General features: G+C 63.7%; 25 protein-coding genes. 15 read left to right on the top strand and 10 right to left on the bottom strand.

What is annotated here, in order from left to right; genetic code table 11:
• The first annotated feature begins 14 nt into the window (after positions 1–14).
• The 6 genes from sdhA (at position 15) to ACP150_RS03245 (ending at position 6,296) form a co-directional block, all read left to right on the top strand.
• Positions 15–1,817 (top strand): succinate dehydrogenase flavoprotein subunit, encoded by a 1,803-nt coding sequence (gene sdhA, locus ACP150_RS03270; RefSeq protein ID WP_424965109.1) that lies wholly within the window; start codon positions 15–17, stop codon positions 1,815–1,817.
• Between the two features lie 142 nt (positions 1,818–1,959).
• Entirely contained in the window at positions 1,960–2,787 is an 828-nt protein-coding gene (locus ACP150_RS03265; RefSeq protein WP_424965108.1) for a polysaccharide pyruvyl transferase family protein, read from the top strand.
• Positions 2,784–3,596, top strand: a complete 813-nt coding sequence (locus ACP150_RS03260) for a hypothetical protein (RefSeq protein WP_424965107.1) — start codon at positions 2,784–2,786, stop codon at positions 3,594–3,596. The genes ACP150_RS03265 and ACP150_RS03260 overlap by 4 nt, the downstream gene beginning before the upstream one ends.
• Positions 3,593–4,375, top strand: coding sequence for a hypothetical protein (locus ACP150_RS03255; RefSeq protein ID WP_424965106.1), 783 nt, complete (start codon positions 3,593–3,595; stop codon positions 4,373–4,375). The genes ACP150_RS03260 and ACP150_RS03255 overlap by 4 nt, the downstream gene beginning before the upstream one ends.
• A gap of 29 nt (positions 4,376–4,404) precedes the next feature.
• On the top strand, positions 4,405–5,184 hold the full coding sequence (locus ACP150_RS03250; RefSeq protein ID WP_424965105.1) for a succinate dehydrogenase iron-sulfur subunit: 780 nt from the start codon (positions 4,405–4,407) through the stop codon (positions 5,182–5,184).
• Between the two features lie 512 nt (positions 5,185–5,696).
• Positions 5,697–6,296 carry a hypothetical protein gene (locus ACP150_RS03245; RefSeq protein ID WP_424965104.1) on the top strand — a complete coding sequence of 200 codons (600 nt, stop codon included), beginning with the start codon at positions 5,697–5,699 and terminating at the stop codon, positions 6,294–6,296.
• 99 nt (positions 6,297–6,395) lie between these two features.
• Here ACP150_RS03245 and deoD read toward each other — a convergent pair whose 3' ends face one another.
• Entirely contained in the window at positions 6,396–7,106 is a 711-nt protein-coding gene (gene deoD / locus ACP150_RS03240) for a purine-nucleoside phosphorylase (RefSeq protein WP_424965103.1), read from the bottom strand.
• A 155-nt stretch (positions 7,107–7,261) separates the two neighbouring features.
• Positions 7,262–7,720, bottom strand: coding sequence for a hypothetical protein (locus ACP150_RS03235; RefSeq protein WP_424965102.1), 459 nt, complete (start codon positions 7,718–7,720; stop codon positions 7,262–7,264).
• Positions 7,721–7,786: 66 nt separating this feature from the next.
• Here ACP150_RS03235 and ACP150_RS03230 point away from each other — a divergent pair, with 66 nt between their 5' ends.
• Complete coding sequence (locus tag ACP150_RS03230; RefSeq protein WP_424965101.1) at positions 7,787–8,314, top strand: DUF4329 domain-containing protein; 528 nt, start codon at positions 7,787–7,789, stop codon at positions 8,312–8,314.
• A 204-nt stretch (positions 8,315–8,518) separates the two neighbouring features.
• Positions 8,519–9,052, top strand: coding sequence for a hypothetical protein (locus tag ACP150_RS03225; RefSeq protein ID WP_424965100.1), 534 nt, complete (start codon positions 8,519–8,521; stop codon positions 9,050–9,052).
• 121 nt (positions 9,053–9,173) lie between these two features.
• Here the strand turns inward: ACP150_RS03225 and ACP150_RS03220 are convergent, their stop codons facing one another.
• Positions 9,174–11,147: a protein meaA gene (locus ACP150_RS03220; RefSeq protein ID WP_424965099.1), complete on the bottom strand. Its 1,974-nt coding sequence runs from the start codon at positions 11,145–11,147 to the stop codon at positions 9,174–9,176.
• A gap of 253 nt (positions 11,148–11,400) precedes the next feature.
• Between ACP150_RS03220 and ACP150_RS03215 the strand changes: the two genes are divergently transcribed.
• The 7 genes from ACP150_RS03215 to ACP150_RS03185 all read left to right on the top strand — a co-directional run bounded on the left by ACP150_RS03215 (position 11,401) and on the right by ACP150_RS03185 (position 18,323).
• Positions 11,401–12,792, top strand: a complete 1,392-nt coding sequence (locus tag ACP150_RS03215; RefSeq protein ID WP_424965098.1) for a 1-acyl-sn-glycerol-3-phosphate acyltransferase — start codon at positions 11,401–11,403, stop codon at positions 12,790–12,792.
• A gap of 119 nt (positions 12,793–12,911) precedes the next feature.
• Positions 12,912–14,204, top strand: coding sequence for a crotonyl-CoA carboxylase/reductase (gene ccrA / locus ACP150_RS03210; RefSeq protein ID WP_424965097.1), 1,293 nt, complete (start codon positions 12,912–12,914; stop codon positions 14,202–14,204).
• Between the two features lie 209 nt (positions 14,205–14,413).
• Entirely contained in the window at positions 14,414–14,629 is a 216-nt protein-coding gene (locus ACP150_RS03205) for a hypothetical protein (RefSeq protein ID WP_424965096.1), read from the top strand.
• Positions 14,586–15,284: a helix-turn-helix transcriptional regulator gene (locus tag ACP150_RS03200; RefSeq protein WP_424965095.1), complete on the top strand. Its 699-nt coding sequence runs from the start codon at positions 14,586–14,588 to the stop codon at positions 15,282–15,284. Before ACP150_RS03205 ends, ACP150_RS03200 begins: the two co-directional genes overlap by 44 nt.
• Positions 15,285–15,386: 102 nt before the next feature.
• Entirely contained in the window at positions 15,387–16,007 is a 621-nt protein-coding gene (locus tag ACP150_RS03195; RefSeq protein WP_424965094.1) for an acyl-homoserine-lactone synthase, read from the top strand.
• A gap of 49 nt (positions 16,008–16,056) precedes the next feature.
• A complete protein-coding gene (locus ACP150_RS03190) occupies positions 16,057–17,595 on the top strand; it encodes an AAA family ATPase (RefSeq protein ID WP_424965093.1) in 1,539 nt (512 codons plus the stop codon).
• Positions 17,592–18,323, top strand: coding sequence for an SDR family oxidoreductase (locus ACP150_RS03185; RefSeq protein ID WP_424965092.1), 732 nt, complete (start codon positions 17,592–17,594; stop codon positions 18,321–18,323). Before ACP150_RS03190 ends, ACP150_RS03185 begins: the two co-directional genes overlap by 4 nt.
• A gap of 13 nt (positions 18,324–18,336) precedes the next feature.
• Here the strand turns inward: ACP150_RS03185 and ACP150_RS03180 are convergent, their stop codons facing one another.
• From ACP150_RS03180 to ACP150_RS03150, 7 genes are all read right to left on the bottom strand, one after another.
• Positions 18,337–19,089 carry a TIGR02186 family protein gene (locus ACP150_RS03180; RefSeq protein ID WP_424965422.1) on the bottom strand — a complete coding sequence of 251 codons (753 nt, stop codon included), beginning with the start codon at positions 19,087–19,089 and terminating at the stop codon, positions 18,337–18,339.
• A 4-nt stretch (positions 19,090–19,093) separates the two neighbouring features.
• Positions 19,094–20,011, bottom strand: coding sequence for a sulfite exporter TauE/SafE family protein (locus ACP150_RS03175; RefSeq protein WP_424965091.1), 918 nt, complete (start codon positions 20,009–20,011; stop codon positions 19,094–19,096).
• Positions 20,012–20,069: 58 nt separating this feature from the next.
• A complete protein-coding gene (locus tag ACP150_RS03170) occupies positions 20,070–21,035 on the bottom strand; it encodes an ABC transporter permease (RefSeq protein ID WP_424965090.1) in 966 nt (321 codons plus the stop codon).
• Between the two features lie 3 nt (positions 21,036–21,038).
• Positions 21,039–21,674, bottom strand: coding sequence for a LysE family translocator (locus tag ACP150_RS03165; RefSeq protein WP_424965089.1), 636 nt, complete (start codon positions 21,672–21,674; stop codon positions 21,039–21,041).
• Positions 21,674–22,795 (bottom strand): ABC transporter permease, encoded by a 1,122-nt coding sequence (locus tag ACP150_RS03160; RefSeq protein WP_424965088.1) that lies wholly within the window; start codon positions 22,793–22,795, stop codon positions 21,674–21,676. Before ACP150_RS03160 ends, ACP150_RS03165 begins: the two co-directional genes overlap by 1 nt.
• Before the next feature lies 1 nt (position 22,796).
• On the bottom strand, positions 22,797–24,344 hold the full coding sequence (locus ACP150_RS03155; protein WP_424965087.1) for an ABC transporter ATP-binding protein: 1,548 nt from the start codon (positions 24,342–24,344) through the stop codon (positions 22,797–22,799).
• 76 nt (positions 24,345–24,420) lie between these two features.
• On the bottom strand, positions 24,421–25,410 hold the full coding sequence (locus tag ACP150_RS03150) for a BMP family lipoprotein (RefSeq protein ID WP_424965086.1): 990 nt from the start codon (positions 25,408–25,410) through the stop codon (positions 24,421–24,423).
• Positions 25,411–25,582 lie beyond the last annotated feature (172 nt).

Below are 25,582 nucleotides of genomic sequence, written 5' to 3'. Positions count from 1 at the left end.
CCGAGGAGACCTTAATGTCTGCATACGAATACGAGACGCATAACTATGACGTCGTGGTCGTCGGGGCCGGGGGCGCTGGCCTCCGCGCGACGCTCGGCATGGCTGAGCAAGGGCTGCGCACGGCCTGTATCTCCAAGGTGTTTCCGACCCGCTCCCACACGGTGGCGGCCCAGGGGGGCATCGCCGCGAGCCTGAGCAATATGGGCCCGGACCACTGGCAGTGGCACATGTATGACACCGTCAAGGGCTCCGACTGGCTCGGCGATACGGACGCGATGGAATATCTCGCCCGCGAAGCCCCCAAGGCGGTCTACGAGCTGGAACATTACGGCGTGCCCTTCTCGCGCACCGAAGAAGGCAAGATCTATCAGCGTCCCTTCGGCGGCCACACCACCGAGTTCGGCGAAGGCCCCCCGGTGCAGCGCACCTGTGCCGCCGCGGACCGGACCGGCCACGCGATCCTGCACACGCTCTATGGTCAGTCGCTCAAGAACAACGCCGAGTTCTTCATCGAGTATTTCGCCATCGACTTGATCATGTCCGAAGACGGGCAGTGCCAGGGCGTGGTCTGCTGGAAGCTCGACGATGGCACGATCCACGTGTTCAACGCCAAGATGACCGTGCTGGCCACCGGCGGCTATGGCCGCGCCTATTTCTCGGCCACGTCGGCCCATACCTGCACCGGTGACGGCGGCGGCATGGTCGCGCGGCAGGGTCTGCCCCTGCAGGACATGGAGTTCGTGCAGTTCCACCCGACCGGGATTTACGGCGCAGGCTGCCTGATCACCGAAGGCGCGCGCGGCGAAGGTGGCTATCTGACCAACTCCGAAGGCGAGCGCTTCATGGAGCGCTACGCGCCGACCTACAAGGACCTCGCCTCGCGCGATGTGGTCTCACGCTGCATGACCATGGAGATCCGCGAAGGCCGCGGTGTGGGCGCCGAGGGCGACCATATCCATTTGCACCTGAACCACCTGCCGCCGGATACCCTGGCCGAGCGTCTGCCGGGCATCTCCGAAAGCGCGCGGATCTTTGCAGGTGTGGATGTGAACAAGGAGCCGATCCCGGTTCTGCCCACAGTGCATTACAACATGGGCGGCATTCCCACGAACTACTGGGGTGAAGTGCTGAACCCGACCGCCGACGAGCCCGACCGGATCGCGCCCGGCCTGATGGCCGTGGGCGAGGCGGGCTGCGCCTCGGTGCATGGTGCGAACCGCCTCGGCTCGAATTCGCTGATCGACCTCGTGGTCTTCGGCCGTGCGGCGGCGATCAAGGCGGGGCAGGTGGTGGATCCGAACTCCGCCAACCCGACCCTCAACCAGTCTTCCGTGGATGCGGCCCTCGGGCGCTTCGACGGTTTGCGTCACGCCAAGGGCACGGTCTCGACCGCCGAACTGCGCCTCGAGATGCAGAAAACCATGCAGGCCGACGCAGCCGTCTTCCGCACCGACAAGACCCTCGCCGAGGGTGTCGAGAAGATGTACGGCGTGGCGGGCAAGGTCGATGACATTCAGGTCACCGACCGCTCGATGGTCTGGAATTCCGACCTCATGGAGACGCTCGAGCTTACCAACCTGATGCCGAACGCGCTGGCGACCATCGTCTCCGCCGAGGCCCGCAAGGAGAGCCGTGGCGCCCACGCCCATGAGGATTACGCGGATCGCGACGACGAGAACTGGCGCGTCCACTCCCTGTCCTATGTGAACGGCAAGGTGGAGCTGGACACACGGCCCGTGCACCTCAACCCGCTTCTGGGGCATAACGAGGGCGGCATCGACCTCAAGAAGATCGCGCCGAAGGCCCGGGTCTACTGATGACCCCTGCCGTGGCAGGTGCCCCTGCACGCAGAAAGGATGGCCGCCTGTCGGATGCCATCCTTCGTGCGCAGGCAGGCCGGCACCTGACCCGTCGCAGGTCTGTCAGGTCGAGCGACGCTTTTTGACGGAGACAGCCCCCATGTCTTTGCGGCATCAACCCTGTTTTCAGGAGCTGGCGGATGATCTGCGCCGGTTTGCTGGCGACGACATGGTGACGGAGATCGTGAACTCCGGCAATTGGGGAGATGCCCTGATCCATGCCGGGCAGGCGGCGTTTCTGGCCGATGTCGGCATCTCTGTGGATCCGGTGCCCATCGGGCAATTGCGCAAGAACAAGTTCCACCACCGGTTCATGGCCAAGCTGCGCGGCCCGCGGCACAAGGCAATCGTGACCGGCTCGGGCGCGTTTCGTGACTTCTACAACCGACCAGATGAGATCGCGATCGCGGCCTCCCGGTTCGCGAATGTCTTCGTCATGCCCTCCTCCTTTCCGTTCCGGCCCAAACTCGATCCCGAGCGGACGATCTTCTGGCGGAGGGATGCGTTGGAAAGCCTCGATGGTTTGCCCGAGGCGCGGTTTTGCCATGACATGGCTTTCTATCTGCAGCCCAAGCCACGCAAGGCGACCAAGCGTGACGGCATCCTGTTTCGCACCGATATCGAACGGGTCGATGTCGAGCTGCCCGCCTCCAATGTCGATCTGAGCAATGAGGGCACCCACCGGTCCGATATCGAACCGTTCCTCGACCGGATCGGGGATTTCGAGGTGATCCACACGAACCGCCTCCATGTGGGTATCGGCGGCGCGCTTCTGGGGCGTGAGGTGCATCTCTATGCCAGCCGCACGCGCAAGCTGGAATCGATTTTCAAATCCTCGCTTGAGCCGTTCTACGACAACGTCCACTACCATTCCGATGAAGCCGACATCGCCCGAATGCTCGAAAAGGCGCAGGTGGCGGACACATGACCGATGGATCCGAAACACGCGACACCCCGCGGATCGTGGTCGGCAGCGGCTGGTGGTCCTCCGATCGCGATTTCAAGCAGGAGTTCCCCGACCGCAAGGAGCTTGGCGATGCGGTCATCCGCTCGGTCCCCTTTTTCGAGATCTGGCTGGACAGCGTCACATCGGTGATGACCCCGTCCGAGATCGTGGTGGTGGATTCCGCCGCCCCTCTGAAACCCGCCCCCGAGATGCGCGAGCGGGTACGCTGGATCGAGCTACCCTTCAATGCGCGTCATTCGACGAACCATCTTGGTCGGTGGAGCGGATGGATGCGCTCGGTGCTGGTCTCGGGCAACTACGCCATGGCCTCCGACTGCGATTACTTCGTCTATGTGGAGCAGGACTGCCTGCTCAGCGGCGAGGCGCTCTGGAAGGCCTGTGAGGACGCGATGACCGCAGATCACATGTTCGGCTCGGGTTCCGGAACGCCCCAGCCCTTGCAGCAATCCTTTTTCGTCATTCGCGGTGCGGCGCTGCCGGGCTTTCTGGCCAACCTCGCCAACCTGGAGCGTCGCGACCGCGACCTCTCGCCGGAATGGAAGTTCGTCTGGGCCTGCTCGTCGACGCTGACCCGGTTGGCCAATCTGGGCCTCTTCCGAACCAAGATCACCCGCAAGATCGGGCTCAAGATCGCCCAGGGCCTGGGCCTGTTCTGCGTCTTGCCTGTCGGCTCCGGTCGCGCGCGGCCGATCCCCTTCGACGCACCCCACTACTACTTTCAACACGGCACCGGCGACGAGATCGCGCGCTATCGGCAGGGGCTCGCATGAGGGTCATCGCAAATCTCGCGACCTATCCACCGCGCGCTGGGTCTCTGGCCCGCGTGGTCGCTGAGATCGCGCCGCAGGTCGATCAGTTGAATGTGGTGTTGAACGAATACACTGTGGTTCCGGACGCGTTGACAATCCATGACAACGTGGTGCCGATCCTGCCCGAGCGGGACCTGAAGGATACGGGCAAGTTTTTCCCCGCCAGCGCCGACGCCGACTGGGTCGTCCTGATCGATGATGATCTGCATTATCCGTCGGATTACGTCGAGACCAGCCTCGCACGGATCGCGCAAAGCGGCGCAGAACGCGCGGTTTATGGCTATCACGGCGTGTACTACCGCAAGCCGGGCATAAAGCGCCTTCAGTTCTGGAAATACCCGGCCCTGTCGCCGGACACGGTCATGCGATACCGACGCGTGCACACGTTCTGGAACACGATCGAGCACGCGATGCGCGTGGACCAACTGGGCACAGGGACCGTCTTTTTGCGCGGCGAGGACATGCCGGAGTTCGAGTTCATGGCGAGCTCGCAGAAATTCGTCGATGTGCGCTTCGCGCTCTGGGCCTTTCGCAAAGGCCTCGCCTGTGTCTGCCTGCCGCGCCCCCGCGAATGGCTGGCCGCGGAGCCTTTCGAGGACACGATCTATGAATTCACACAATCAAACCCTACCCATGTTTCCGACGAAATATGGCAATACGCTTACAAAACCCGGGGTGTCGGCAAGCCGCTGCGACGCTCTGGGGACTTCACGCAACCTGGAAAATATGGCTCATCCTGAGGGACGCCTTTGAATATAGGGGACCGACCATGGTACAACTGACCCTGCCGAAGAATTCGACGATCCGCGTGGGCAAAACCTGGCCCAAGCCCGATGGGGCGACGAACCTGCGCAAGTTCCAGATTTATCGCTACGATCCCGATAGCGGTGAAAACCCGCGCGTGGACACCTATTGGGTGGACATGGACACGTGCGGGCCGATGGTTCTGGACGCATTGATCAAGATCAAGAACGAGATCGATCCGACGCTGACCTTCCGCCGCTCCTGCCGCGAGGGGATCTGCGGGTCCTGCGCGATGAACATTGATGGCGGGAACACGCTGGCCTGTATCTATGGGATGGACGAGATCAAGGGCGACGTGAAGATCTATCCGCTGCCGCATATGCCGGTGGTTAAGGATCTGATCCCTGATCTGACCCATTTCTATGCCCAGCATGCGTCGATCATGCCCTGGCTCGAGACCAAGACAAACCGACCGGCCACCGAGTGGCGGCAGTCTATCGAGGACCGTAAGAAGCTCGACGGGCTGTATGAATGCGTGATGTGCGCGTCCTGCTCTACCTCCTGCCCGAGCTATTGGTGGAACGGGGACCGCTACCTTGGGCCGGCCGCGCTGCTGCACGCCTATCGCTGGATCATCGACAGCCGCGACGAGGCCACTGGCGAGCGTCTGGATGACCTGGAGGATCCCTTCAAGCTCTATCGCTGCCACACGATCATGAACTGTGCCAAGACCTGCCCCAAGGGGCTGAACCCGGCCAAGGCCATCGGTGCGATCAAGAAGATGATGGTCGAACGTCAGGTCTGAGACCTGTCTCATCGACGCGTTTCGGACAGGCAGGCCTTTGAGGTCTGCCTGTTTGCGTTTGACCAGACCACCTGAGGACCCGCGTCCAGCGTACTGTCGGGACGGCGATGGGCAGGCGGGCGGCACCTGAGCTTGGGCGACACCTATGGCATTGTTTCCAATCGCGATCCTGATCGTCTTTCTGCTGATGTACCTCATGCGGACCCGACGCACGCGGATGTGCCGCTGGCGGCGCCGCGGCTCTCAGGATTGGCGCTGCGCGGCATGTGGTGCCGTCGCTGTCACCGGGGATCAAAAGATGCCTAAAATATGCCTAAGAAATCAGTGAGATATTCGCAAAATGAAAAGATTGTTGGCTGAAAAACAGGCATTGTGATAACATTGAGGGGCTTGGGGCTGTATTGTTCACGCTTTCGGGCTGTTTTTTTAACGTGGTGCTTTTGTTTCGCGCCAAATCTTTGAGGTTCACAATGTTTCCTAAATTGAAGCCAATCCTTGTTGCCGCCTTTGTCATGGCACCTCTTCCGGCACTGGCTATTCCATCACTGAGTTTCCTGATTGATGGCGATACGTTCAGCCAGCCGTATTCCTTCACCAACACCTCCGATGCGGGCGAGATGATCACGGCCTTCTCCATTGATCTGAGCGGCACGGCGCTGGTCTTTGACCCTGTCGATGGCGGTGCGCCGGGCAATGGCTCCGGCGGGACGGCCTTTGCGGCGACCGGGGGGACGGATGTCACGACCGGCCTGACCGGGAACACGGTTGTCGATGGTGGCACCACGCTCGACATCCTGTTCAACAATTTCGATGCGGGTGAGACGTTCAGCTTCCTGCTCGATGTGGATCCGGCCGATCCCAATGCGCCGACGCCGACCGTACTCGGCAATGAGATGATCGGGGCCACGGCGGCGATCAATTTCTCGGATGGGCAGCAGCTGAACGGGATCTTCGCGGCGTTGGGGGGCAACCCGGATGCGGCGGCCTTCACGGCCACGGGTCTGGCACCGATCCCGCCCGTGCCGCTGCCGGCACCGGCGCTCCTGACGCTTTCGGCCCTGGGGACACTGGGTGCCATGAGCTGGCGTCGGCGCAAGGCCAAGGCGGGCTAAAGCCACGCGCGCGACCGGGCACTCCCGCCGGTGGCACAGCAGAACAGCCCTGCGATTGCGCAGGGCTGTTTCTGTTTCAGCTCAGGTGGTTATCCCGGACTAGCCTGCGTCAAAGGCGGCGTGCAGTGCGATCTCGACCATGTCCCCGAAGCTTGACTGCCGGTCGGCAGAGGGCAGGGCCTCTTCGGTGATCAGATGGTCCGACACGGTCAGCACGGCGAGGGCCCGGCGGCCATAGCGGGCGGCGAGGGTATAGAGCTCGGCGGCCTCCATTTCCACGGCGAGGACGCCGTGACGGGTCATCTCTTTGTTCAGATCGGGGCGCTCGTCATAGAACACATCGGATGAATAGATCCCGCCCACATGAACCTTGGTGCCCTTGGCCAGCGCGGCCGCCTCGGCGGCCTTCAGCACGCTCCAATCGGCGCAGGGCGCGTAGTTCAGCTCGCGGAAGATGCCGCTGGATGGGGTCGAGATTGACGAGCAGGTCATGGCGAGGATGACATCGCGCAGGGCCACATGCTTCTGCATCGCGCCGGTGGAGCCGATGCGGATCAGGGTCTGCGCGCCATATTCCTGGATCAGCTCATTGGCATAGATCGACAGGCTGGGCATGCCCATGCCGGAGCCGTGGATGGTCACGCGGTTGCCGCGCCAGGTGCCGGTGAAGCCGAGCATGCCCCGCACTTCGTTCACGCAGACCGGGTCGTCGAGATAGGTTTCGGCGGCCCATTTCGCGCGCAGCGGATCACCGGGCATGAGGACGGTTTCGGCGATCTCGCCGGGTTTGGCTCCGATATGAACGGTCATGGAAAGCTCCCTGTTTGCGCCTCAGTATAGCGGGCGCGCGAGCGGCGAAAAGCGCTGCCTGACCCGGTCGGCCTCCTGTCGGCTCCCTGTCGGACATGTGTCGGGCAAGTGTCGGGCACCGGCGCGCGCTGGGGTCAGATCCGGTTAACCTGTCTTTACTCGGCGAGGCTGGAGAACCGGCTCTCGGCGGGGTCCCAGACCATGGCCTCGACGCAAGGCCGCAGGTTGGTGCCGCCGCAATCGCTGCCATGGCGTTGGTTCAGCACCACGGTCATGGGGCCCAGACGTTCCACGCTCCACCCTTTGGAAAGCCGCCGCGTCACCGTATCGCCCACCGCGAACAGGACCGAGCAGCCCCCGGTCCCGCAATAGAGGCTCGCGGCGCTGGAGCAGCGCAGCTTGCCCAGATCGAGGACCAGATCCATGGTGCCGTCCCCGGTCAGGTCGGTCCGGGTCGTGGCCTCCCACGGGACATCGAGCGTGCCGTTCTCGAAGGCCGCGCAATCGGTGCGGGCGGTGTCGATCTCGGCCTGCAGCGCGGCGGGCAGGTCCTGCGCCGGGGCGGCGCTGGCAGTGAGCAGAGCGAGGGCGAGCGAGGCGAGAACAGAGCGCATGAGAGATCCTTTGCGCGGGGCGCGTTGGGGGCTAGGGTTCGGACCAGTATAAGGAGTGCGTGTCCCATGCCGAGAGATTTGTTCCGTGCCGCGCTGGTCGGGGGTGTTCTGGCGCTGCCTGGGGGGATGGCGGTGGCCGAGAGCGACGAGATCGCCTTCATGCGGGCGCTGTTTGCGGAGCTGCAGGTCAAGTCGATCCGCAAGAATCGCGAGTATTGCGGCTATGTGGGGTATACCGATGACGGGGATCTGGTGGCGACCAAGGCGCAACGGGGCCGCTCGGACAGTTGCGCGCCGGAGTGGCCCGAGGATTTCGACCCGGTGGCCTCCTATCACACCCATGGGGGCTATGACCCGGATGCGTGGTCCGAGATCCCGAGTGGTGACGACATGGAGGCCGATGAAGAGGACGGGGTCGACGGCTATATCGCCACGCCGGGCGGGCGGATGTGGTATGTGGACAGCTCGGAGATGATCGCCAGCCAGATCTGCGGGGTGGGCTGTTTGCCGATGGACGGGGATTTCGAACCGGAGACCGAGATCGTGGTCCAGCAGAGCTATGCCTATGAGGAGCTGATCGAGATCTTAGAGTAAGACGGGCACTGAGGTTGAGACCCGCGCCACAACGTCGGTTCTGTTCTGGCAAGTCTGTGTGTCGCGCGTCACGGTTCCCGGTAAGGACCGGAGTAGCGCACCGGTCGGAAGCAGTTATAAGAAAAACACTCGGATGGCGGCTTGGGGCCCAAGCTCCACATGCTAGGTTTTGCTTCTCTGGGCCAATTTAAGTAGTCGTGCTGAATGGCTAAAGAAACCAAAACAGATACTGCTAGGAGCGAGTTAGTCCGACTTCTCGAAGGCTTGGAATACTATCGCTCATGGAGTATTTCCTGCATAGAGAGCGAAACGGGTGAGGTCACCGAAGATGACTTGAATCAGATCGTCATGCCGAGTTCATTTTTCCTCCAAGTCTTTGAAGAAACAAAAGGTAGGAGCGGTACTGCGGTAGTGACAGAGGTCCGTCGGTGGTACTCTCACGCAGCTAGTGACCTGTGTTACATGATAAATTCTGGTGATGAGGCATGGGCCGGTCACGCAAGGCAGTTTCTAAAATCTTTTCAAGCAGAGGTGGGGTTTGATTTCTTTGCCGAAGCAGGTCTTCTACGAAAGTTCGCAGACAAAGCTCTAAAATCGCGCAAGATTTCGACAGAAGAGGACTATTACTCTCTGAGGGAACTTGAGAATGATCTTTCACAGTCAGTTGTAAGCCCTGAGGAACTAGTAGAAATCTCAGAAATACTCCGTTTCTACGAGAAAAGCGCAGATCTAGGGTAGTGGCAGCTTTGTCCACTATTCGGACGATGCTTTGCCTGTGCTGCAACCCACCCGCGATGGTGAACACCCGAACTGGCTGGACCCTGCGTTCAGAGCCCGCCGCTGTTCGGGTGTGCTGTCTTCACTCCGCCGCGACGGGCTGTGCGTCCACGAGGCCGACGATGTCGAACATGATGCGGTTCAGCTCGAAATCCTTCGGCGTATAGACCTTGGCCACGCCCATGGCGCGGAGCCGGTCCGCGTCGTCATCGGGGATGATGCCGCCTACGACCACGGGGATGTGGGTGAGCGCCTCGTCGCGCATCCTGCCCATGAGCTCTTCGATCAGGGGGATGTGGGAGCCGGACAGGATCGACAGGCCGACCACATGGACGTCCTGCTCCCGGGCGGCCTTGACGATTTCCTCGGGCGTCAGGCGGATGCCTTCATAGGTGATGTCCATGCCGCAATCGCGGGCCCGGGCGGCGATCTGCTCGGCGCCGTTGGAGTGGCCGTCGAGGCCGGGCTTGCCCACGAGGAACTTCAGTTTGCGGCCCAGCTTGGTGGAGACCGCCGAGACCGCGTCGCGGATCTCGTCCAGACCTTCGGTGCGGTTCGAGGGGTTCGACGACACGCCGGTGGGGGCGCGGTACTCGCCGAAGGACTTGCGGATTTCGAGACCCCATTCGCCGGTGGTGACGCCGGCCTTGGCGGCGGCGATGGAGGCGGGCATGACGTTGACGCCGGACATGGCGGCCTCGCGCAGATCGGCGAGGGCCTTTTGCGCGGCGTCTTCGTCGCGGGCGGCGCGCCAGGCCTCAAGGCGTTGGATCTGGTCGGCCTCGACGGCGGGGTCGACGACCATGATGCCACCATCGGCATCCACCAGCGGCGAGGGCTCGCCCTGCTGGTACTTGTTCACGCCGACCACGGTGGTCTCGCCGACCTCGATCCGGCCGAGGCGGTCGGAATTGGCCTCCACCAAACGGGATTTCATGTATTCGATCGCGGCCACGGCGCCGCCCATCCCGTCGATGGTGGCGAGTTCGGCGCGCGCGCCTTCCTTCAGCTCGGCGACCTTGCGGTCCACCGCCGGGTTGCCGTCAAAGAGGTCGTCATATTCCAGAAGGTCGGTTTCCAGCGCCATGATCTGCTGCATGCGCAGGGACCATTGCTGGTCCCAGGGGCGGGGCAGACCCAGCGCCTCGTTCCAGGCCGGGAGCTGCACCGCGCGGGCGCGGGCGTTTTTCGACAGGGTGACGGCGAGCATCTCGATCAGGATGCGGTAGACGTTGTTCTCGGGCTGCTGCTCGGTCAGGCCGAGGGAGTTGACCTGCACCCCGTAGCGGAAGCGGCGGAATTTGGGGTCCTCGACGCCATGGCGGGTGCGGCAGATCTCGTCCCAGAGCTCCACAAAGGCGCGCATCTTGCACATCTCGGTCACGAAGCGGATGCCTGCATTCACGAAGAACGAGATGCGGCCCACCATGGCCGGGAAATGCTCAGCCGGGACCTTGTCCTTGAGGTCATCCAGCACGGCGGTGGCAGTGGCCAGCGCGAAGGCGAGCTCCTGCTCGGGTGTCGCGCCAGCCTCCTGCAGGTGGTAGGAACACACGTTCATCGGGTTCCACTTGGGCAGGTGCTCGCGGGTATAGGCGGCCACATCGGTGATCATCCGCAGGCTCGGCTTGGGCGGGCAGATATAGGTGCCGCGGCTGAGATATTCCTTGATGATGTCGTTCTGCACCGTGCCCTGCAGCTTGGAGACATCGGCGCCCTGTTCCTCGGCCACGGCGATGTAGAGCGACAGCAGCCAGGGCGCGGTCGCGTTGATCGTCATCGAGGTGTTCATCTGATCGAGGGGGATGTCCTTGAAGAGCGCGCGCATATCGCCCAGATGCGCCACCGGCACGCCGACCTTGCCGACCTCGCCGCGCGAGAGCACGTGGTCGCTGTCATAGCCGGTCTGGGTCGGCAGGTCGAAGGCCACGGAAAGACCGGTCTGCCCCTTGGCGAGGTTGCCGCGATAGAGCGCGTTGGAGGCTTCGGCCGTGGAATGGCCCGCATAGGTCCGAAACAGCCAGGGGCGGTCTTTCTTGATCTCGGTCATCAACATCCTCGTGAATCACTTGCCGCAATGATCTTGCGTTTGGCTGGGTTCTACGGAAACTTTATGTCCGTGTCAATTCGCTGCAACGCAACAGAGCGCACGCAGAAAGCCGCGTGCAATCCGGCCCGGTTTTACCGGATCGCGGCCCGCTTGTCCCCTGTTCAGTCCCGCGCTGCGGCAACGGGAACCGCAGGGCTCTGCGAGCGCGGGCGGTCGGCTTTTTCTGGACCCGTCGCGCCGCATGGCCCAAGCTGGCCCCATGACGGAGACGATTGCGGTCCCCTTATGGCTCTTTGTGTTGGTCATCCTCTTCGCGGCGGTGACCTTTGCCTCGCATTTCCTCTTCCCTTCGGTGCGCTGGTTCATTCGCCGCCGGTTCGAACGGGCGGTGGCGCGGCTTAACACGCGGCTCGCGCGGCCCATCGAACCGTTCAAGCTCATGCGGCGGGCCGACAATATCAACCGGCTGCTCTATGATCCCAAGGTGATCGAGGCGGTGGTGGCCTATGCCAAGGCCGAGGGCGTGCGCGAGGACGTGGCCTTTGAAAAGGCCCGCGGCTATGCGCGCGAGATCGTGCCGGGGTTTTCGACGGCCACCTATTTCGGTTTTGCGATCCGGGTCGGACGCTGGCTGACCCGGGCGCTTTACCGGGTGCGGATCGAGCGGGTGGATGTTTCGGTCGCGGGGATCGACCCGGAGGCGACCGTGGTGTTTGTCATGAACCACCGGTCCAACATGGATTACGTGCTGGTCACGTGGCTCGTGGCCGAGAACACGACCCTGTCCTATGCGGTGGGCGAATGGGCGCGGATCTGGCCGCTGAACTGGCTGGTCCGGGCCTCGGGGGCGTATTTCATCCGGCGGCGCAAGCTCAACCCGCTCTACCGGGCGGTTCTGGCGCGCTATGTGCAGATGGCGCGTGAGGCCAAGGTGACCCAGGCGATCTTCCCCGAGGGCGGGCTGTCGCGGTCCGGGCATCTGGGGCCGCCGAAGCTGGGCCTGCTGAGCTATCTCTGGGACGGGTTCGATCCGGAGACGGGGGCGGATGTGGTCTTTCTGCCCGTGGGGCTGAACTATGACCGCGTGTTCGAGGATGCCTCGCTGGTCGCCGCGCGCCCCGAGGGCCGGTTCAAGCTGGCCTGGGGCCGGGTTCTGGGCGCGGTGCTGCCCGAGATCTGGCCGATCCTGCGCGGGCGGCAGCGGTTTGGCTATGCGGGGGTGAGTTTTGGCGCGCCGCTGTCCATGCGGGCGGCCTATCTGGCGGGCGGGACCGTAGAGGATCTGGGGCAGGAGCTGATGACCCGGGTGGGGGCTGCGGTGCCGCTTCTGCCGGTGCCGCTGGTGGCTGATATCCTGCTGGCCCATCCCGAGGGGATCGCGCGGGAGGATCTCGACCGGCTCTTTGCCGCGCGCAGTGCGGTGCAGCCCGCGAGCCCCCTGATCGAGGACCGGCTGCCCCCCGACCTGAAGGCGGAGGACGGGCTGAAGGTGCTGCGCCGCCGGGGCTTTGTGCGCGAGACGGCGGGGCGGATCGAGGTCCCCTCTGCTGCGGTGCAGATCCTGGAGTATTATGCCCGCACGGTACCCAAAGGTTCACAAAGCCCGCCAAGCCCCCCTACAGAGACAGAAAAATTCGCGGCTGCGACATAAAATTTCACAAACCAGACGTTTTTCGTTTGCAATGTTGCGGCGCGCCCCATATTCCCCTCGTGAGCACTGCAGCAATTTGATTCTGCGCTGCGGAAACCGTTTTTTACGAGGAGGCCCAGATGGCGCTGGATGTAGATCAATCCCTTGTGTCCTACGACGCACCGGAGAAGGACCTGTATGAACTGGGCGAGATGCCCCCGCTGGGCTATGTGCCCAAGCAGATGTACGCTTGGGCGATCCGCCGCGAGCGTCACGGGGAGCCCACCGAAGCGATGCTGCAGGAAGTGGTCGACGTTCCGACCCTCGACAGCAACGAGGTGCTGGTGCTCGTGATGGCCGCGGGCGTGAACTATAACGGTGTCTGGGCCGCGCTCGGCCAGCCGATCAGCCCTTTTGACGGTCACAAGCAGCCCTACCACATTGCCGGCTCCGATGCCTCGGGCATTGTCTGGGCCGTGGGCGACAAGGTCACCCGCTGGAAAGTAGGCGACGAGGTGGTTGTGCATTGCAACCAGGACGATGGCGATGATGAAGAGTGCAATGGCGGCGACCCGATGTATTCGTCCAGCCAGCGGATCTGGGGCTATGAGACGCCGGACGGGTCGTTCTCGCAGTTCACCCGCGTGCAGTCCCAGCAGCTCATGGCGCGTCCCAAGCACCTGAGCTGGGAAGAGAGCGCGTGCTACACGCTGACCCTGGCCACGGCCTATCGGATGCTGTTCGGGCACGAGCCCCATGACCTCAAGCCCGGCCAGAACGTGCTGGTCTGGGGCGCGTCGGGCGGTCTCGGCTCCTATGCGATCCAGCTGATCAACACTGCAGGCGCAAATGCGATCGCCGTGATCTCGGATGAGGACAAGCGCGATTTCGTCATGGGCCTTGGGGCCAAGGGCGCGATCAACCGCAAGGACTTCAACTGCTGGGGACAGCTGCCCACCGTGAACACGCCTGAGTATAAGGAGTGGTTCACCGAGGCGCGGAAGTTCGGCAAGGCGATCTGGGACATCACCGGCAAGGGTGTGAATGTGGACATGGTCTTCGAGCACCCGGGCGAGAGCACCTTCCCGGTCTCGACCCTGGTCTGCAAGAAGGGCGGCATGGTCGTGATCTGCGCGGGTACCACCGGCTTCAACTGTACCTTCGACGTACGCTACATGTGGATGCACCAGAAGCGTCTGCAGGGCTCGCATTTCGCGCATCTCAAGCAGGCCTCCTCGGCCAACAAGCTGATGCTGGAGCGGCGGCTCGACCCGTGCATGTCCGAGGTCTTCCCTTGGGCGGAGCTGCCGGAGGCGCATATGAAGATGCTGCGCAACGAGCACAAGCCGGGCAATATGAGCGTGCTGGTGCAGGCGCCGCGGACCGGCTTGCGGACGTTCGAAGACACGCTAGAGGCGAGTAAATCGGCCTAACTTCTTCTTAACGAATCAATGAAAGGCTCGCGGCACACCCAGTGCTGCGAGCCTTTGCTTTTGACCCAATCCAGTCGTTTCAAGGCATTCAAGCACTTAGATTCCCGCCCCTCACTATTTCTGGGGAGGTTTTTTTCGCGAATACCGGGGGCAAATCCCTCGTGCTATAGTTGTGTTAATGTTTCGTTAACCTTTGGAAAGAAACACTCATGGCACAAGACTGGATTGTTGATGTTCTCGCGGATCTCCGGAGTTTTGCCCTTCAAAACGGCCTGACTTCATTGGCTGAACAACTGGACGACACCATGCTGGTGGCGGCCACGGAATTGGCTCAATCGACCGAGGACGAACCCAACGCTTTGGAGAGACATGCCCCGCGGGTTGGAATCGTTTCTGGAGGATTTGCAGGCGGCAAGATCGCTTGATGACGTGCAGGCACGGCTCTTCACCTTGCGTGATGAGCTAGAGGTCGAGAACTTCGCCTATCACTGCCTCGACGCCAGCGGGAACAAATACGGCGCGATGACCTACGATGCCCCCTGGGTGAAACGGTACATCGAACAAGATTACGCCCGCGTCGATCCGGTGATCAAAGGCACGTATCAGAGGTTCAACCCCGTAGACTGGAAGCAGCTCGACTGGTCTCCCAAAGCGGCCCGGGAGTTCATGGGAGAGGCGCTTCAGACCGGGGTGGGGAACCAAGGCCTCTCGGTGCCGATACGGGGCCCGAACGGACAGTTCGCGGTCTTCTCGGTTAACAACAAGGCTAGCGACTCAGGCTGGGAATCATACCGTAAGGAGTACCTGCAAACCTTCATCCTTGCCGCGCATTTCATCAATCAGCGCGCGTTGGAGCTCGAAGAAGATATAAATCCACCCATGAAGCCCCTGTCGCCTAGGGAATCAGATGCGCTCACACATCTGGCCAACGGATTGAGCCGTGGCCAGGTCGCCGACAAGCTGAAGATTTCCGAGCATACTCTAAGGGTTTACATCGAAAGCGCGCGGTTCAAACTGGGCGCGGCCAACACCACTCACGCTGTTGCGCGGGCGATGATCAGGGGGCTGATCGTCGTCTAAATACCCCTATGTGCAGGATTTTTTTGCCTGCGACCGCTAGGAAATCCTTAACCAGGTCCGGGCGTAGCTTCCTCTCGTTTTCGCAACAAGAGGGCCGCCCCCATGATCCGTTTCATCTACGCAGACCAGCTTAACGCTTACCCCCGTCTCCGTGACACCATGTTCCGGGATCGGGCTGAACAGTTCTCCGTGCGCCTCAAATGGGACGTCACCGTGGACGCGAATGGCTTTGAGCGCGACGAGTACGATGCCGTCAATCCGATCTATGTGATCTATGAACTGCCCGATGGCACCCATGGCGGATCCATGCGGATTCTGCCGACCACCGGGCCGACCATGATCAATGATCACTTCCTGCACCTGACCGATGGCGTGGCGATCCAGAGCCCGCTGATCTGGGAATGCACCCGGTTCTGCCTGTCGCCACGCGCCGACAGCAAGGTGGCCGGGGCGCTGATGCTGGCCGGGGCCGAATTCGGCGTGGCCTCGGGCCTGACCCATTCGGTCGGTGTCTTCGATGCGCGGATGACCCTGGTTTACCGCCGCCTCGGCTGGATCCCGGAAATCCTCGGCCAGGAAGGTGAGGGCCGCAGCGCCGTCGCCGTTGGCCTCTGGCCGATGGAAGCAGATCTTCGCGAGCGTCTCGCCGCCCGCATCGGCATCAGCCGCGAGATCAGCTGCCATTGGTACGAACGCGCGTTTGGTCCGAGCTTGGCGGCCTAACGGATCATTCGCGCTGGTGGGGGCGGGAGGCGTTGGCTAGTGTCACGCCATGACCGCCCCCGCCGTAATCTTCTCTGACGATCAGGCCGATGCCTATGATCGGGTCGCCGATGCCCTTGCCGCCGCCGGGGTGGATCTCGCCGATGAAACCCTGATGCCGCCGCGCGAGGGGGCCGCCTCTTCGGTCCTTGCCGTTCTGGGCAAGGCCGGATCGGGCAAGACGCTGCTTCTGGCGCGGCTCGCCGATGATCTGGTGAAGGCCGGGGTGGAGGTGGTTTCGGGCGATTGGGAGGGCCGCCGCCGCAAGGATCGCCGCACGCTTGCCATCCTGGCCCCCACGAACAAGGCCGCCTCGGTGCTGAGGATGCGCGGGGTTCCGGCCACGACGATCCACCGGATCCTGTATACGCCGGTCTATGATCCGGAATACGAGCGGATTGCCGATTGGCTCGCCGGATCGGGCGACCGGCCTGAGGTTGAGGGGCTGACGGATGAGGCGCTGGACCGGGCCAAGACCTTTTATGAGGCCCATAGCTCAATCCCCGGCGCGCTGGCCGCCGCAGGGCTGCGGGGGTCGGATTTTATCACCGGCTGGAAGCGACGCGAAGACCCGTTAGACATTGGTTTCGTTGACGAATCTTCGATGCTGGACGAACGGCAATTCGATGATCTGCGCGAGATTTTCCCGACCCTGTGCCTGTTTGGCGACCCGGCTCAGCTGCCCCCGGTGGGGCAGTCGGGCAAGATGGTTTTTGATACATTGCCCGCGCCCCGGCAGCTTGTCCTGAGCCGGATCCACCGGCAGGCCGAAGACAACCCGATCCTCGATCTGGCCCATGCGTTGGCCGATCCCGAGGTCGATTTCAACCGGTTCGAGCGCATGATCGAGGAGGCCGCCGCGCGGGATGAGCGCGTGGTCGTGCAGGGCCGGGTCGAGGCATCGCTGATGGCGCGGTCGCCCGCGCTGGTCTGGCGGAATGCTACGCGGATCCGGATGATCCACGCCTTTCGGGCGGCCTATGATGCCCCTGCCGATGCGCTGCTCGAGGGCGAGCCGCTCATCTGCGATGGGCTGGAGCTGCCCCTGAAACACCGGAAAAAGCGGATCGATCTGGAGGCGCGGGGCCTGATCAAGGGCGCGCAGGTGATCTATCTGGGACCCGGGCGGAAGCCGGGGTTTTCGAAGCTGCATGTGGTCGGGGCGGAGGCCCCCGAAGTCTCGGCGGCCTCGATTGTCAAGATCGAGCTGCCCGATGAGGAAGAGCCTTTCATTCCCTACGCGGCGCGGATGGGGGCGACTTTCCTCCATGGGGCGGCTGTGACGATCCATAAAGCTCAGGGAAGTCAATGGGATACGGTGCAGGTCTTTGGGCCGGACCTCTCGGCGGCGGCGTGGGCCGGCCGGGTGGAAGCGGGCCAGCCCCTGTGGAAACGTCTGGCCTATGTGGCGATTACCCGCGCGCAGGAGCGGCTGATCTGGGTGACGCGGGCCCGGCTCGCGCGGCCGGACGGGCCGCTGTCCGTAACGGATCTGAAAGCTGCACCTGCCAAACTGACCCTTGAGCCCACGGAGGAGGATCCCCGATGAGCAAATCGATTCTGATCACCGGTGCGAGCGGCGGTATTGGCGCCGCGGTGGCCGAGAAGTTTCTCGCCGAGGGCTGGCAGGTGGGCCTGCTGGCGCGGCGGGCCGATGCGCTGGACGCGGTGCGGGCGGGGCGCGCGAACGGGCATATTCTGAACGCGGATGTCTCGGATCCGGAGGCGGTGGAGGCCGCGTTCGCGGCCTTTGACGCGGCGGTCGGGCGGCTCGATGTTCTGTTCAACAATGCCGGGATCTTCGTGCCCGCCGCGATGATTGACGAGGTGCCCGTGGCCGATTGGGATCGCGCCCTGGCGGTGAACTTGACGGGGATGTTTCTGGCCGCCCGGGCGGCTTTTGGGCGGATGCGGCGGCAGGATCCGGCGGGCGGGCGCATCATCAACAATGGCTCGATCTCGGCTCATGTGCCGCGCGAGGGGGCGGTGTGCTACACCGCGACCAAGCACGCGGTCACGGGCCTGACGCGGCAGCTTTCGCTGGATGGGCGTCCCCTCGGGATCGCCTGCGGGCAGATCGATATCGGCAATGCCCGGACCGAGCTTCTGGAGGGGATCGACGCGGCCGCGCGGGCGCGCGGTGAGCCGCCGACCCCGATGATCGAGACCGATGCGGTTGCGGATGCGGTCTGGTCCATGGCCACGCTGCCGCTGGAGGCGAATGTCCAGTTCATGACCCTGATGGCGACGAAAATGCCCTATATCGGAAGGGGTTAGGGCTGGGTCCAGCCTAGCCCTTGATATAGCGGAACACGGCTGAGGCGCTCCACCCTGCGGCGATGGCAATCGCCAGAGACAACAGGCCGTAGATGAGCGGACGCTCATGGGCGAGGTTGTAGATCCACCGTTCCAACCCGACCTTGCGCACATCGATGGCGGTCTCGAACTCGTCGATCACCTGCTTGTTGCGGGTGAGGAAGATCCGCGTGCGGTAGCTGCCTTCGGTGAGGTTCGCCGGCAGGGCGAACTCGGTGGAAAACAGCGTTTGCGACCTCAGCAGCACCGCGGATTCCCGGGTCTGGTAGAGGTCTTCGCTGGCCCGGATCCGCACCAGCGCATCGGTGAACTGGTCAAGCTCTTCGGCGGCACCGCTATCGATGGCGCGGATCGCCGTTCGCGTCGTGATCTTGTGGCGCAGGTCTTCGGTCTGGCTCAGGATCTTGTCCAGCGGCGCCGAGGTGGCCACCGCGTAGAAAGTCGGGGCCGCGTCGATCTCGGCAGCGGCCGTGTTCACCCAGATGCCTGCCACCTTGGATTTGCGCCGGATCGTGACCGGCTCGGGCGGTCCCTCGACGGCGATGATCACGCCCAGATCGTTCTCGGGCGGGATCTCGGTTTCGCGTTTCACCGCGCCATAGATCAGGATCTCGGAGCCGTCGAAATTCGCGGTGATCGAGACGCGGGTCTGGCTGAGGTCGGCGACGACGGTTTCAGCCTGCAGGGGCAGGGCCAGCAGGAGGAGCAGGAGGAGACTGCGCAGGATCACATCAATGCCCCCCTGCGCCGATGGAATAGAGCTCGGACGGCATCACCAGCAGGTCGAAGGCCAGCTTGCCACAGACCAAGAGCACGAGGGCCGCGAGCAGTACGCGGAGCTGCTCGGCCTTGAGCTTGGTGCCGATGGCGGTGCCGATCTGGGCGCCGATCACGCCCCCGATCAGCAGGAGCACCGCAAGCGCCATGTCGACGGTGAAGTTCGTGGTCGCATGGAGCAGCGTGGTGAAGGCGGTCACAAAGATGATCTGGAAGAGCGAGGTCCCGACCACCACCTTGGTGGGCATGCCGAGCACGTAGATCATCGCGGGCACCATGATGAAGCCGCCGCCCACACCCATGATCGCCGCGAGGATGCCGACAAAGAAGCCCACGATCAGCGGCGGGATCACCGAGATATAGAGGCCCGAGGTCCGGAACCGCATCTTGAAGGGCAGGCTGTGCACCCAGCCGCGCTGCCGCCGTGCGGGCGGGGCGCCGCCGGATTTCTTGGACTTGCGGATCGCGTTCAGGCTCTCGACGAACATCAGGCTGCCGACCACGCCGAGAAAGACCACGTAGCAGAGCTTCACCAGCAGATCGACCTGGCCCAGCGATTTCAGATAGTTGAACAGGACCACACCGACCGCGGCGCCCAAGAGACCGCCCACCAACAGGACGGTCCCCATTCGGAGATCCACCGTCTTTCGCCTGAGATGGGCGAGCACGCCGGAGAAGGAGGAGGCGACGATCTGATTCGCCTCGGTCGCGACGGCCACGGCGGGTGGAATGCCGATAAAGAACAGAAGCGGCGTCATCAGGAACCCGCCCCCGACGCCAAACATGCCCGAGAGGACCCCGACGATCCCCCCCAGTCCCAGAAGTAGGAACGCGTTAACCGAAACCTCGGCAATGGGGAGGTAAATTTGCATGGCTCAGCTTAGTCGTGGCGGTACGTCGGACGCAATGGGCGCACCGACGCAGATTGGCTTAGCGCTCCTTAACATAGGGTTCCCCACCTGCGCGAGGGGGGATTGCCTTGCCAACGAACCCGGCGAGGATCACGACCGTCAGAATATAGGGAAGCGCCTGCATGAGCTGCACCGGAATCGGGATGCTCAGGATCTCGATATTCTGGAAGCGGTTGGCGATGGCCTCGAGAAACCCGAAGAGCAGGCAGGCCATGAGCGCGTACCAGGGGCGCCATTTCGCAAAGATCAGGGCGGCGAGGGCGATGTAGCCCCGGCCTGCCGTCATGTCCTTGACGAAGCCCGCCGAGAGACCGGTTGCCAGATAGGCGCCCGCCAGGCCGCAGAGCAGGCCGCAGATCCCGACAGCTGCATAGCGCAGGCCCACGACCGAGATCCCGGCGGTGTCCACGGCGGCCGGGTTCTCGCCCACCGCCCGCAGGCGCAGGCCGAACCGGGTCCGGAACAGGATGTACCAGGTCGCGGGGACGGCCAGCATCGCCACATAGACGAGGATCGTGTGGCCCGAGATCAGCTCGTAATAGATCGGTCCGAAAATCGGCACGCCCTGCAGCGCCTCGGCAAAGGGCAGGGTGATCGGCTCGAACCGTGCGCCCCCGAGGAGGGAAGGCGTGCGTCCGCCCTGGCTGAACCAGCTCTGGGCGATCAGGACCGTCAGCCCGGCGGCGAGGAAGTTGATCGCCACGCCCGAGATCAGCTGGTTGCCGCGAAAGGTGATCGAGGCCAGCCCGTGGATCGCCGAGAACAAAAGCGCGGCAAAGATCCCCGCCAAGAGCCCGACCCAGACCGAGCCGGTGACCGCCGCGACGGCCGCCGACAGGAAGGCGGCGGCGAGCATCTTGCCCTCCAGCCCGATATCGAAGATCCCGGCCCGCTCCGAGAAGAGCCCGGCGAGGCAGGCCAGCAGGAGCGGGGTCGCAAGGCGGATCGTGCTGTCGAGGACCTGCAGGAGGGTGGCGAAATCCATGGCTCAGATCCTCGTCGTCAGAAGTTTGTAGCTGGCAAAGGCGAAGAACGCGCCCAGCGCGCCCTCGACCCAACGCCGCCCCGAGAGGTAGAGGCGCCGCATGGGCGGGGAGGCAAAGACCAACCCCCAGAGCCCGTGGCCGATAAAGGAATTCAGGAAGGCTCCGGCAACGAAGACCGCGATCACGGGCCAGGGGGCGGCGGCCAGTCCACCAAGGCTCGCGATGGCGATCCAGAAGAAGATCGCCTTGGGGTTCGTCACCTGGAGCAGGAAACCGCGCCGCGCCAACCGCGTGGCCGAAGCCCGTACGCTGGTCGGGCTGGGCGGGGGAGGCGGGCTCACGGCCCGGCGAAAGGCGCCAAAGGCGAGCCAGGCGAGATAGCCCGCGCCGAGCAGTTTCAGGACCAGCATCGCCTCTGCCAGTTGGGCGAAGATCACTGTCAGGCCGAGCACGGTTGAGAGAGAGAGGATGATCGATCCGCTTGCGATGCCCGCGCAGGTCAGGAGCGCCGCACGCGCGCCCTGTGCCGTTCCGACCCCCAGCAAGAGAGCCACCGAGGGCCCCGGGGACATTACGCCCACCAGCTGGATGCCCCAGGCCGCGAGCAGCGCAGGCAGGTAGTCCCAGAACACGGCCATCACTCCGCAGGCTCCGACGCGGCTTTGGCGGCTTTGCGCTTGTTCAGCGCCATGAAGACCTTCTCAACCGGCATCCGGACCATGTTGTCGAGCGCCCCGGTGAAGAGGATCACGAGGGCCTGGATCACCACGATCAACTCGCGCGGGATGCTGGTCCAGAGCGCCAGCTCGGCGCCGCCCTGATAGAGGAAGCCGAAGAGGATCGCGGCGAGGAACACGCCCACAGGGTGCGACCGTCCCATCAGCGCCACGGCAATGCCGATGAAGCCCGCGCCTTCGACCGCGTTGAGCACCAGCCGCTCGGCCTCGCCCATCACGTTGTTGATCGCCATCATGCCCGCAAGCCCGCCGGAGATCAGCATGGCGGCCATGATGATCTTGGTCGGCCCGTAGCCCGCATAGACGGCGGCGGTCTCGGAATTGCCATAGGTCCGGATCTCGTAGCCGAGCCGCGTGCGCCAGATCAGCAGCCAGAAGAGGTAGCAGGCCAAGAGCGCGATCAGTAGGCTGACATTGGCCGGGGCCGAACGCGAGAACTCGATCCCCAGCGGGGCCAGCAGGTCATGAAGCGTCGGCAGGTGGCTGCCCTCGGGGAATTTCGCCGTGGCCGGATCCATGTTCCCCTCGGGGCGCAGGACATTGACCAGCAGGTAGTTCAGCAGAGCGGCCCCGATGAAGTTGAACATGATCGTGGTGATCACGATATGGCTGCCGCGCTTGGCCTGCAGATAGGCGGGGATCGCCGCCCAGGCCGCGCCAAAGACCGCGCCGCCGATGATCGCCACAGGCAGGATCAGGATCCAGTGGGGCAGGGGCAGGTAGAGACAGACCAGCGCCACGCCGAGCCCGCCCAGCATGGCCTGACCCTCGCCGCCGATATTGAACATCCGGGCGTGGAAGGCCACCGCCACCGCGAGGCCGGTGAAGATGAAATTCGTCGCGTAATAAAGGGTATAGCCCCAGCCATAGGTGGAGCCGAGCGCGCCCGTGATCATCAGCTTGAGCGCCTCCCACGGGTTCTCGCCAATGGCCACGATCACCAGCCCGGAGATCACGAAGGCGATCAGAACGCTGAGCAGGGGCACCAGCAGGGCATCGGCCCATTTCGGCATGCGGTCCATGTCAGGCAACCTCCGTCTGGGTGTCGGTGATCCCGGCCATCAGGAGCCCGAGCTCCTTCTCGTTGGTGGCATGGGCCGGGCGCTCGCCCATGATCTGGCCGTCGAACATCACCGCGACCCGGTCCGAAAGGGCGAGGATTTCCTCCAGCTCGACCGAGACCAAGAGGATGGCCTTGCCCGCGTCGCGCAGGGCGATGATCTGCTGGTGGATGAATTCGATCGCGCCGATATCCACGCCGCGCGTGGGCTGCCCCACGAGCAGAAGCTCGGGGTTGCGTTCGATCTCGCGCGCGAGCACGATTTTCTGCTGGTTGCCGCCGGAGAAGTTCTTGGCCGAGAGCCAGCAATTGGCGGGGCGCACGTCGAACCGGGCGATCTTGCCCTCGGCATCGGTGCGGATCGCCTTGTTATCCATCAGAAAACCGCGATTGAAGGCGGGGTCCTCGTGATAGCCGAGGGCGACGTTTTCCCAGGCGTGGTATTCCATGATCAGGCCCTCGGCCTGCCGATCCTCGGGCACATGGGCGATGCCGCGCGCGCGCCGGGTCTTGCCGTTGGAATGCTTGCCGCTCAGGTCGATCTCGGTCCCGTTCAGGACCACGCGGCCCGTGGCGGTGATCATCCCGCCCAGCACCTCGAGCAGTTCGGACTGGCCGTTCCCGGCCACCCCGGCAATGCCCAGCACCTCGCCCGCGCGCACGTCAAACGAGATCCCCTTGACCCGCTCGACCCTCTGATCATCGACCACGCGCAAGTTCTCGACCTGAAGGATCGGGGCGCCGGGCTGGGCCGGGGTCTTGTCCACCCGCAGCAGGACCTTGCGCCCCACCATCAGCTCGGCGAGCTGTTCCGGGCTGGTTTCAGCGGTCTTGACCGTGGCGGTCATCTGGCCGCGGCGCATGACCGAGACCGTATCCGTGGTCTCCATGATCTCGCGCAGCTTGTGGGTGATCAGGATGATCGTCTTGCCCTCGGCCTTGAGCCCTTCGAGGATCCGGAACAGGTGGTCGGCCTCGGCCGGGGTCAGCACCCCCGTGGGCTCGTCCAGGATCAGGATATCGGCCTTGCGATACAGCGCCTTGAGGATCTCGACCCGCTGCTGGTGGCCGACGCTCAGATCCTCGATCAGGGCGTCCGGGTCCACGTTGAGCTCGTATTCATCCGACAGCTCCTTGAGGAGCTTGCGCGCCTTGGCCAGCGACGGGCGCAACAGCGCGCCCTCTTCGGCGCCGAGCACGACATTCTCGAGCACCGTGAAATTCTCGACCAGCTTGAAATGCTGGAACACCATGCCGATCCCGGCGCGGATCGCGGCCTGGCTGTCGGGGATCTGGGTCAGCTCGCCCTTGATGTAGATCTCGCCCGCATCGGCCTTGTAGAACCCGTAGAGGATGCTCATCAGCGTGGACTTGCCCGCGCCATTCTCGCCGATGATCCCGTGGATGGTCCCGGGCATGACCCGGATTGAGATGTCCTTGTTGGCCTGGACCGGCCCGAAGGCTTTGGAAATGCCGCGAAGTTCAATCGCGGGCGCCTGCGTGTCTGCCATATGCCCCACCCCGTTCTGATCTGGCGCGCGCAAGCCAGAGGGCCCGCGCGCACCGGTCGTGTCGTTTGCGTCTGGTTTACATCACCGGGCAGGTGTTGTCGGACATGTAGTCATGGACGGTGATCTCGCCGGAGATGATCTTGGCCTTGGCGGCCTCCACGGCGGCCATCATGTCCTCGGTGACCAGATCTGCGTTGAACTCGTCCACCGCATAGCCAACGCCCTCTTCGGCGAGGCCGAGCACGCGGAAGCCGGTCTCGAAGCCCGGGCCGTCGGACATGGCTTCATAGACGGCGTTGTCCACGCGCTTGAGCATCGAGGTCAGGACCTCACCCGGGAAGAGGTAGTTCTGGTTGCTGTCCACGCCGATCGAGAGGATGTCCTCGTCCGCGGCGGTCTGCAGCACGCCCACACCGGTACCGCCCGCAGCGGCATAGACCACATCCGCGCCCTGGCTGATCTGGGCACGGGTCAGCTCGCCGCCCTTCACCGGGTCATTCCAGGCCGCCGGGGTGGTGCCGGTCATGTTCTCGATCACGGTGGCCTCGGGGTTGGCCGCCTTGACGCCCTGGGCATAGCCGCAGGCAAATTTGCGGATCAGCGGAATATCCATGCCGCCGATGAAGCCCACGGTGCCGGATTCCGAGGCCATGCCCGCCATCATGCCCACGAGGTACGAGCCCTCATGCTCGTTGAACACGACCGAGCGCACATTCGGGGCGTCCACGACCATGTCGATGATCGCAAAGCTTGTATCCGGGTAATCCGGTGCCACCTCGCCCAGCACGTTGCCGAAGGCAAAGCCGGTCATGACGATGGGGTTGTTGCCCGCCTCGGCAAAGCGGCGCAGGGCCTGCTCGCGCTGGGCCTCGGAGGTCAGCTCGATCTCGCGGTAGCTGCCGCCGGTCTCTTCGACCCAGCGCTGGGCGCCGGTATAGGCCGCCTCGTTGAAGGATTTGTCGAACTTGCCGCCCAGATCGAAAATCAGCGCGGGCTCGGCATAGGCCGCGCCGGCGGACAGCGCCATTGCCCCAGCGGCACCGAGCAGTTTCTGCATCATGGTCATCTTACGTCTCCCAGTTGGTTTCGGGCTGCGGGTGCCTCTGACTCGGGTCACCCTGCACGCACAAGCAGATCGAATGATCGGGCCAAGTAAGGCGGGGCCTCCGGGTAAGGTCAACAGGATTCCGGGTCCGGGCGCGCGATTTGCGGGCGAATGCCCGAGGCTTGGGCGGGTG

It is taken from the genome of Dinoroseobacter sp. S375 (genome assembly GCF_049800775.1).
Classification (GTDB): Bacteria; Pseudomonadota; Alphaproteobacteria; order Rhodobacterales; family Rhodobacteraceae; genus Dinoroseobacter.
This window is presented reverse-complemented; position numbering and strand designations above follow the sequence as displayed.

Excerpts from the sequence above, each read along its gene's own strand:
- sdhA (WP_424965109.1), top strand. The coding sequence starts at position 15 with ATGTCTGCATACGAATACGAGACGCATAACTATGACGTCGTGGTCGTC.
- ACP150_RS03265 (WP_424965108.1), top strand. The coding sequence starts at position 1,960 with ATGTCTTTGCGGCATCAACCCTGTTTTCAGGAGCTGGCGGATGATCTG.
- ACP150_RS03260 (WP_424965107.1), top strand. The coding sequence starts at position 2,784 with ATGACCGATGGATCCGAAACACGCGACACCCCGCGGATCGTGGTCGGC.
- ACP150_RS03255 (WP_424965106.1), top strand. The coding sequence starts at position 3,593 with ATGAGGGTCATCGCAAATCTCGCGACCTATCCACCGCGCGCTGGGTCT.
- ACP150_RS03250 (WP_424965105.1), top strand. The coding sequence starts at position 4,405 with ATGGTACAACTGACCCTGCCGAAGAATTCGACGATCCGCGTGGGCAAA.
- ACP150_RS03245 (WP_424965104.1), top strand. The coding sequence starts at position 5,697 with ATGGCACCTCTTCCGGCACTGGCTATTCCATCACTGAGTTTCCTGATT.
- deoD (WP_424965103.1), bottom strand. The coding sequence starts at position 7,106 with ATGACCGTTCATATCGGAGCCAAACCCGGCGAGATCGCCGAAACCGTC.
- ACP150_RS03235 (WP_424965102.1), bottom strand. The coding sequence starts at position 7,720 with ATGCGCTCTGTTCTCGCCTCGCTCGCCCTCGCTCTGCTCACTGCCAGC.
- ACP150_RS03230 (WP_424965101.1), top strand. The coding sequence starts at position 7,787 with ATGCCGAGAGATTTGTTCCGTGCCGCGCTGGTCGGGGGTGTTCTGGCG.
- ACP150_RS03225 (WP_424965100.1), top strand. The coding sequence starts at position 8,519 with ATGGCTAAAGAAACCAAAACAGATACTGCTAGGAGCGAGTTAGTCCGA.
- ACP150_RS03220 (WP_424965099.1), bottom strand. The coding sequence starts at position 11,147 with ATGTTGATGACCGAGATCAAGAAAGACCGCCCCTGGCTGTTTCGGACC.
- ACP150_RS03215 (WP_424965098.1), top strand. The coding sequence starts at position 11,401 with ATGACGGAGACGATTGCGGTCCCCTTATGGCTCTTTGTGTTGGTCATC.
- ccrA (WP_424965097.1), top strand. The coding sequence starts at position 12,912 with ATGGCGCTGGATGTAGATCAATCCCTTGTGTCCTACGACGCACCGGAG.
- ACP150_RS03205 (WP_424965096.1), top strand. The coding sequence starts at position 14,414 with ATGGCACAAGACTGGATTGTTGATGTTCTCGCGGATCTCCGGAGTTTT.
- ACP150_RS03195 (WP_424965094.1), top strand. The coding sequence starts at position 15,387 with ATGATCCGTTTCATCTACGCAGACCAGCTTAACGCTTACCCCCGTCTC.
- ACP150_RS03190 (WP_424965093.1), top strand. The coding sequence starts at position 16,057 with ATGACCGCCCCCGCCGTAATCTTCTCTGACGATCAGGCCGATGCCTAT.
- ACP150_RS03185 (WP_424965092.1), top strand. The coding sequence starts at position 17,592 with ATGAGCAAATCGATTCTGATCACCGGTGCGAGCGGCGGTATTGGCGCC.
- ACP150_RS03175 (WP_424965091.1), bottom strand. The coding sequence starts at position 20,011 with ATGCAAATTTACCTCCCCATTGCCGAGGTTTCGGTTAACGCGTTCCTA.
- ACP150_RS03170 (WP_424965090.1), bottom strand. The coding sequence starts at position 21,035 with ATGGATTTCGCCACCCTCCTGCAGGTCCTCGACAGCACGATCCGCCTT.
- ACP150_RS03165 (WP_424965089.1), bottom strand. The coding sequence starts at position 21,674 with ATGGCCGTGTTCTGGGACTACCTGCCTGCGCTGCTCGCGGCCTGGGGC.
- ACP150_RS03160 (WP_424965088.1), bottom strand. The coding sequence starts at position 22,795 with ATGGACCGCATGCCGAAATGGGCCGATGCCCTGCTGGTGCCCCTGCTC.
- ACP150_RS03155 (WP_424965087.1), bottom strand. The coding sequence starts at position 24,344 with ATGGCAGACACGCAGGCGCCCGCGATTGAACTTCGCGGCATTTCCAAA.
- ACP150_RS03150 (WP_424965086.1), bottom strand. The coding sequence starts at position 25,410 with ATGACCATGATGCAGAAACTGCTCGGTGCCGCTGGGGCAATGGCGCTG.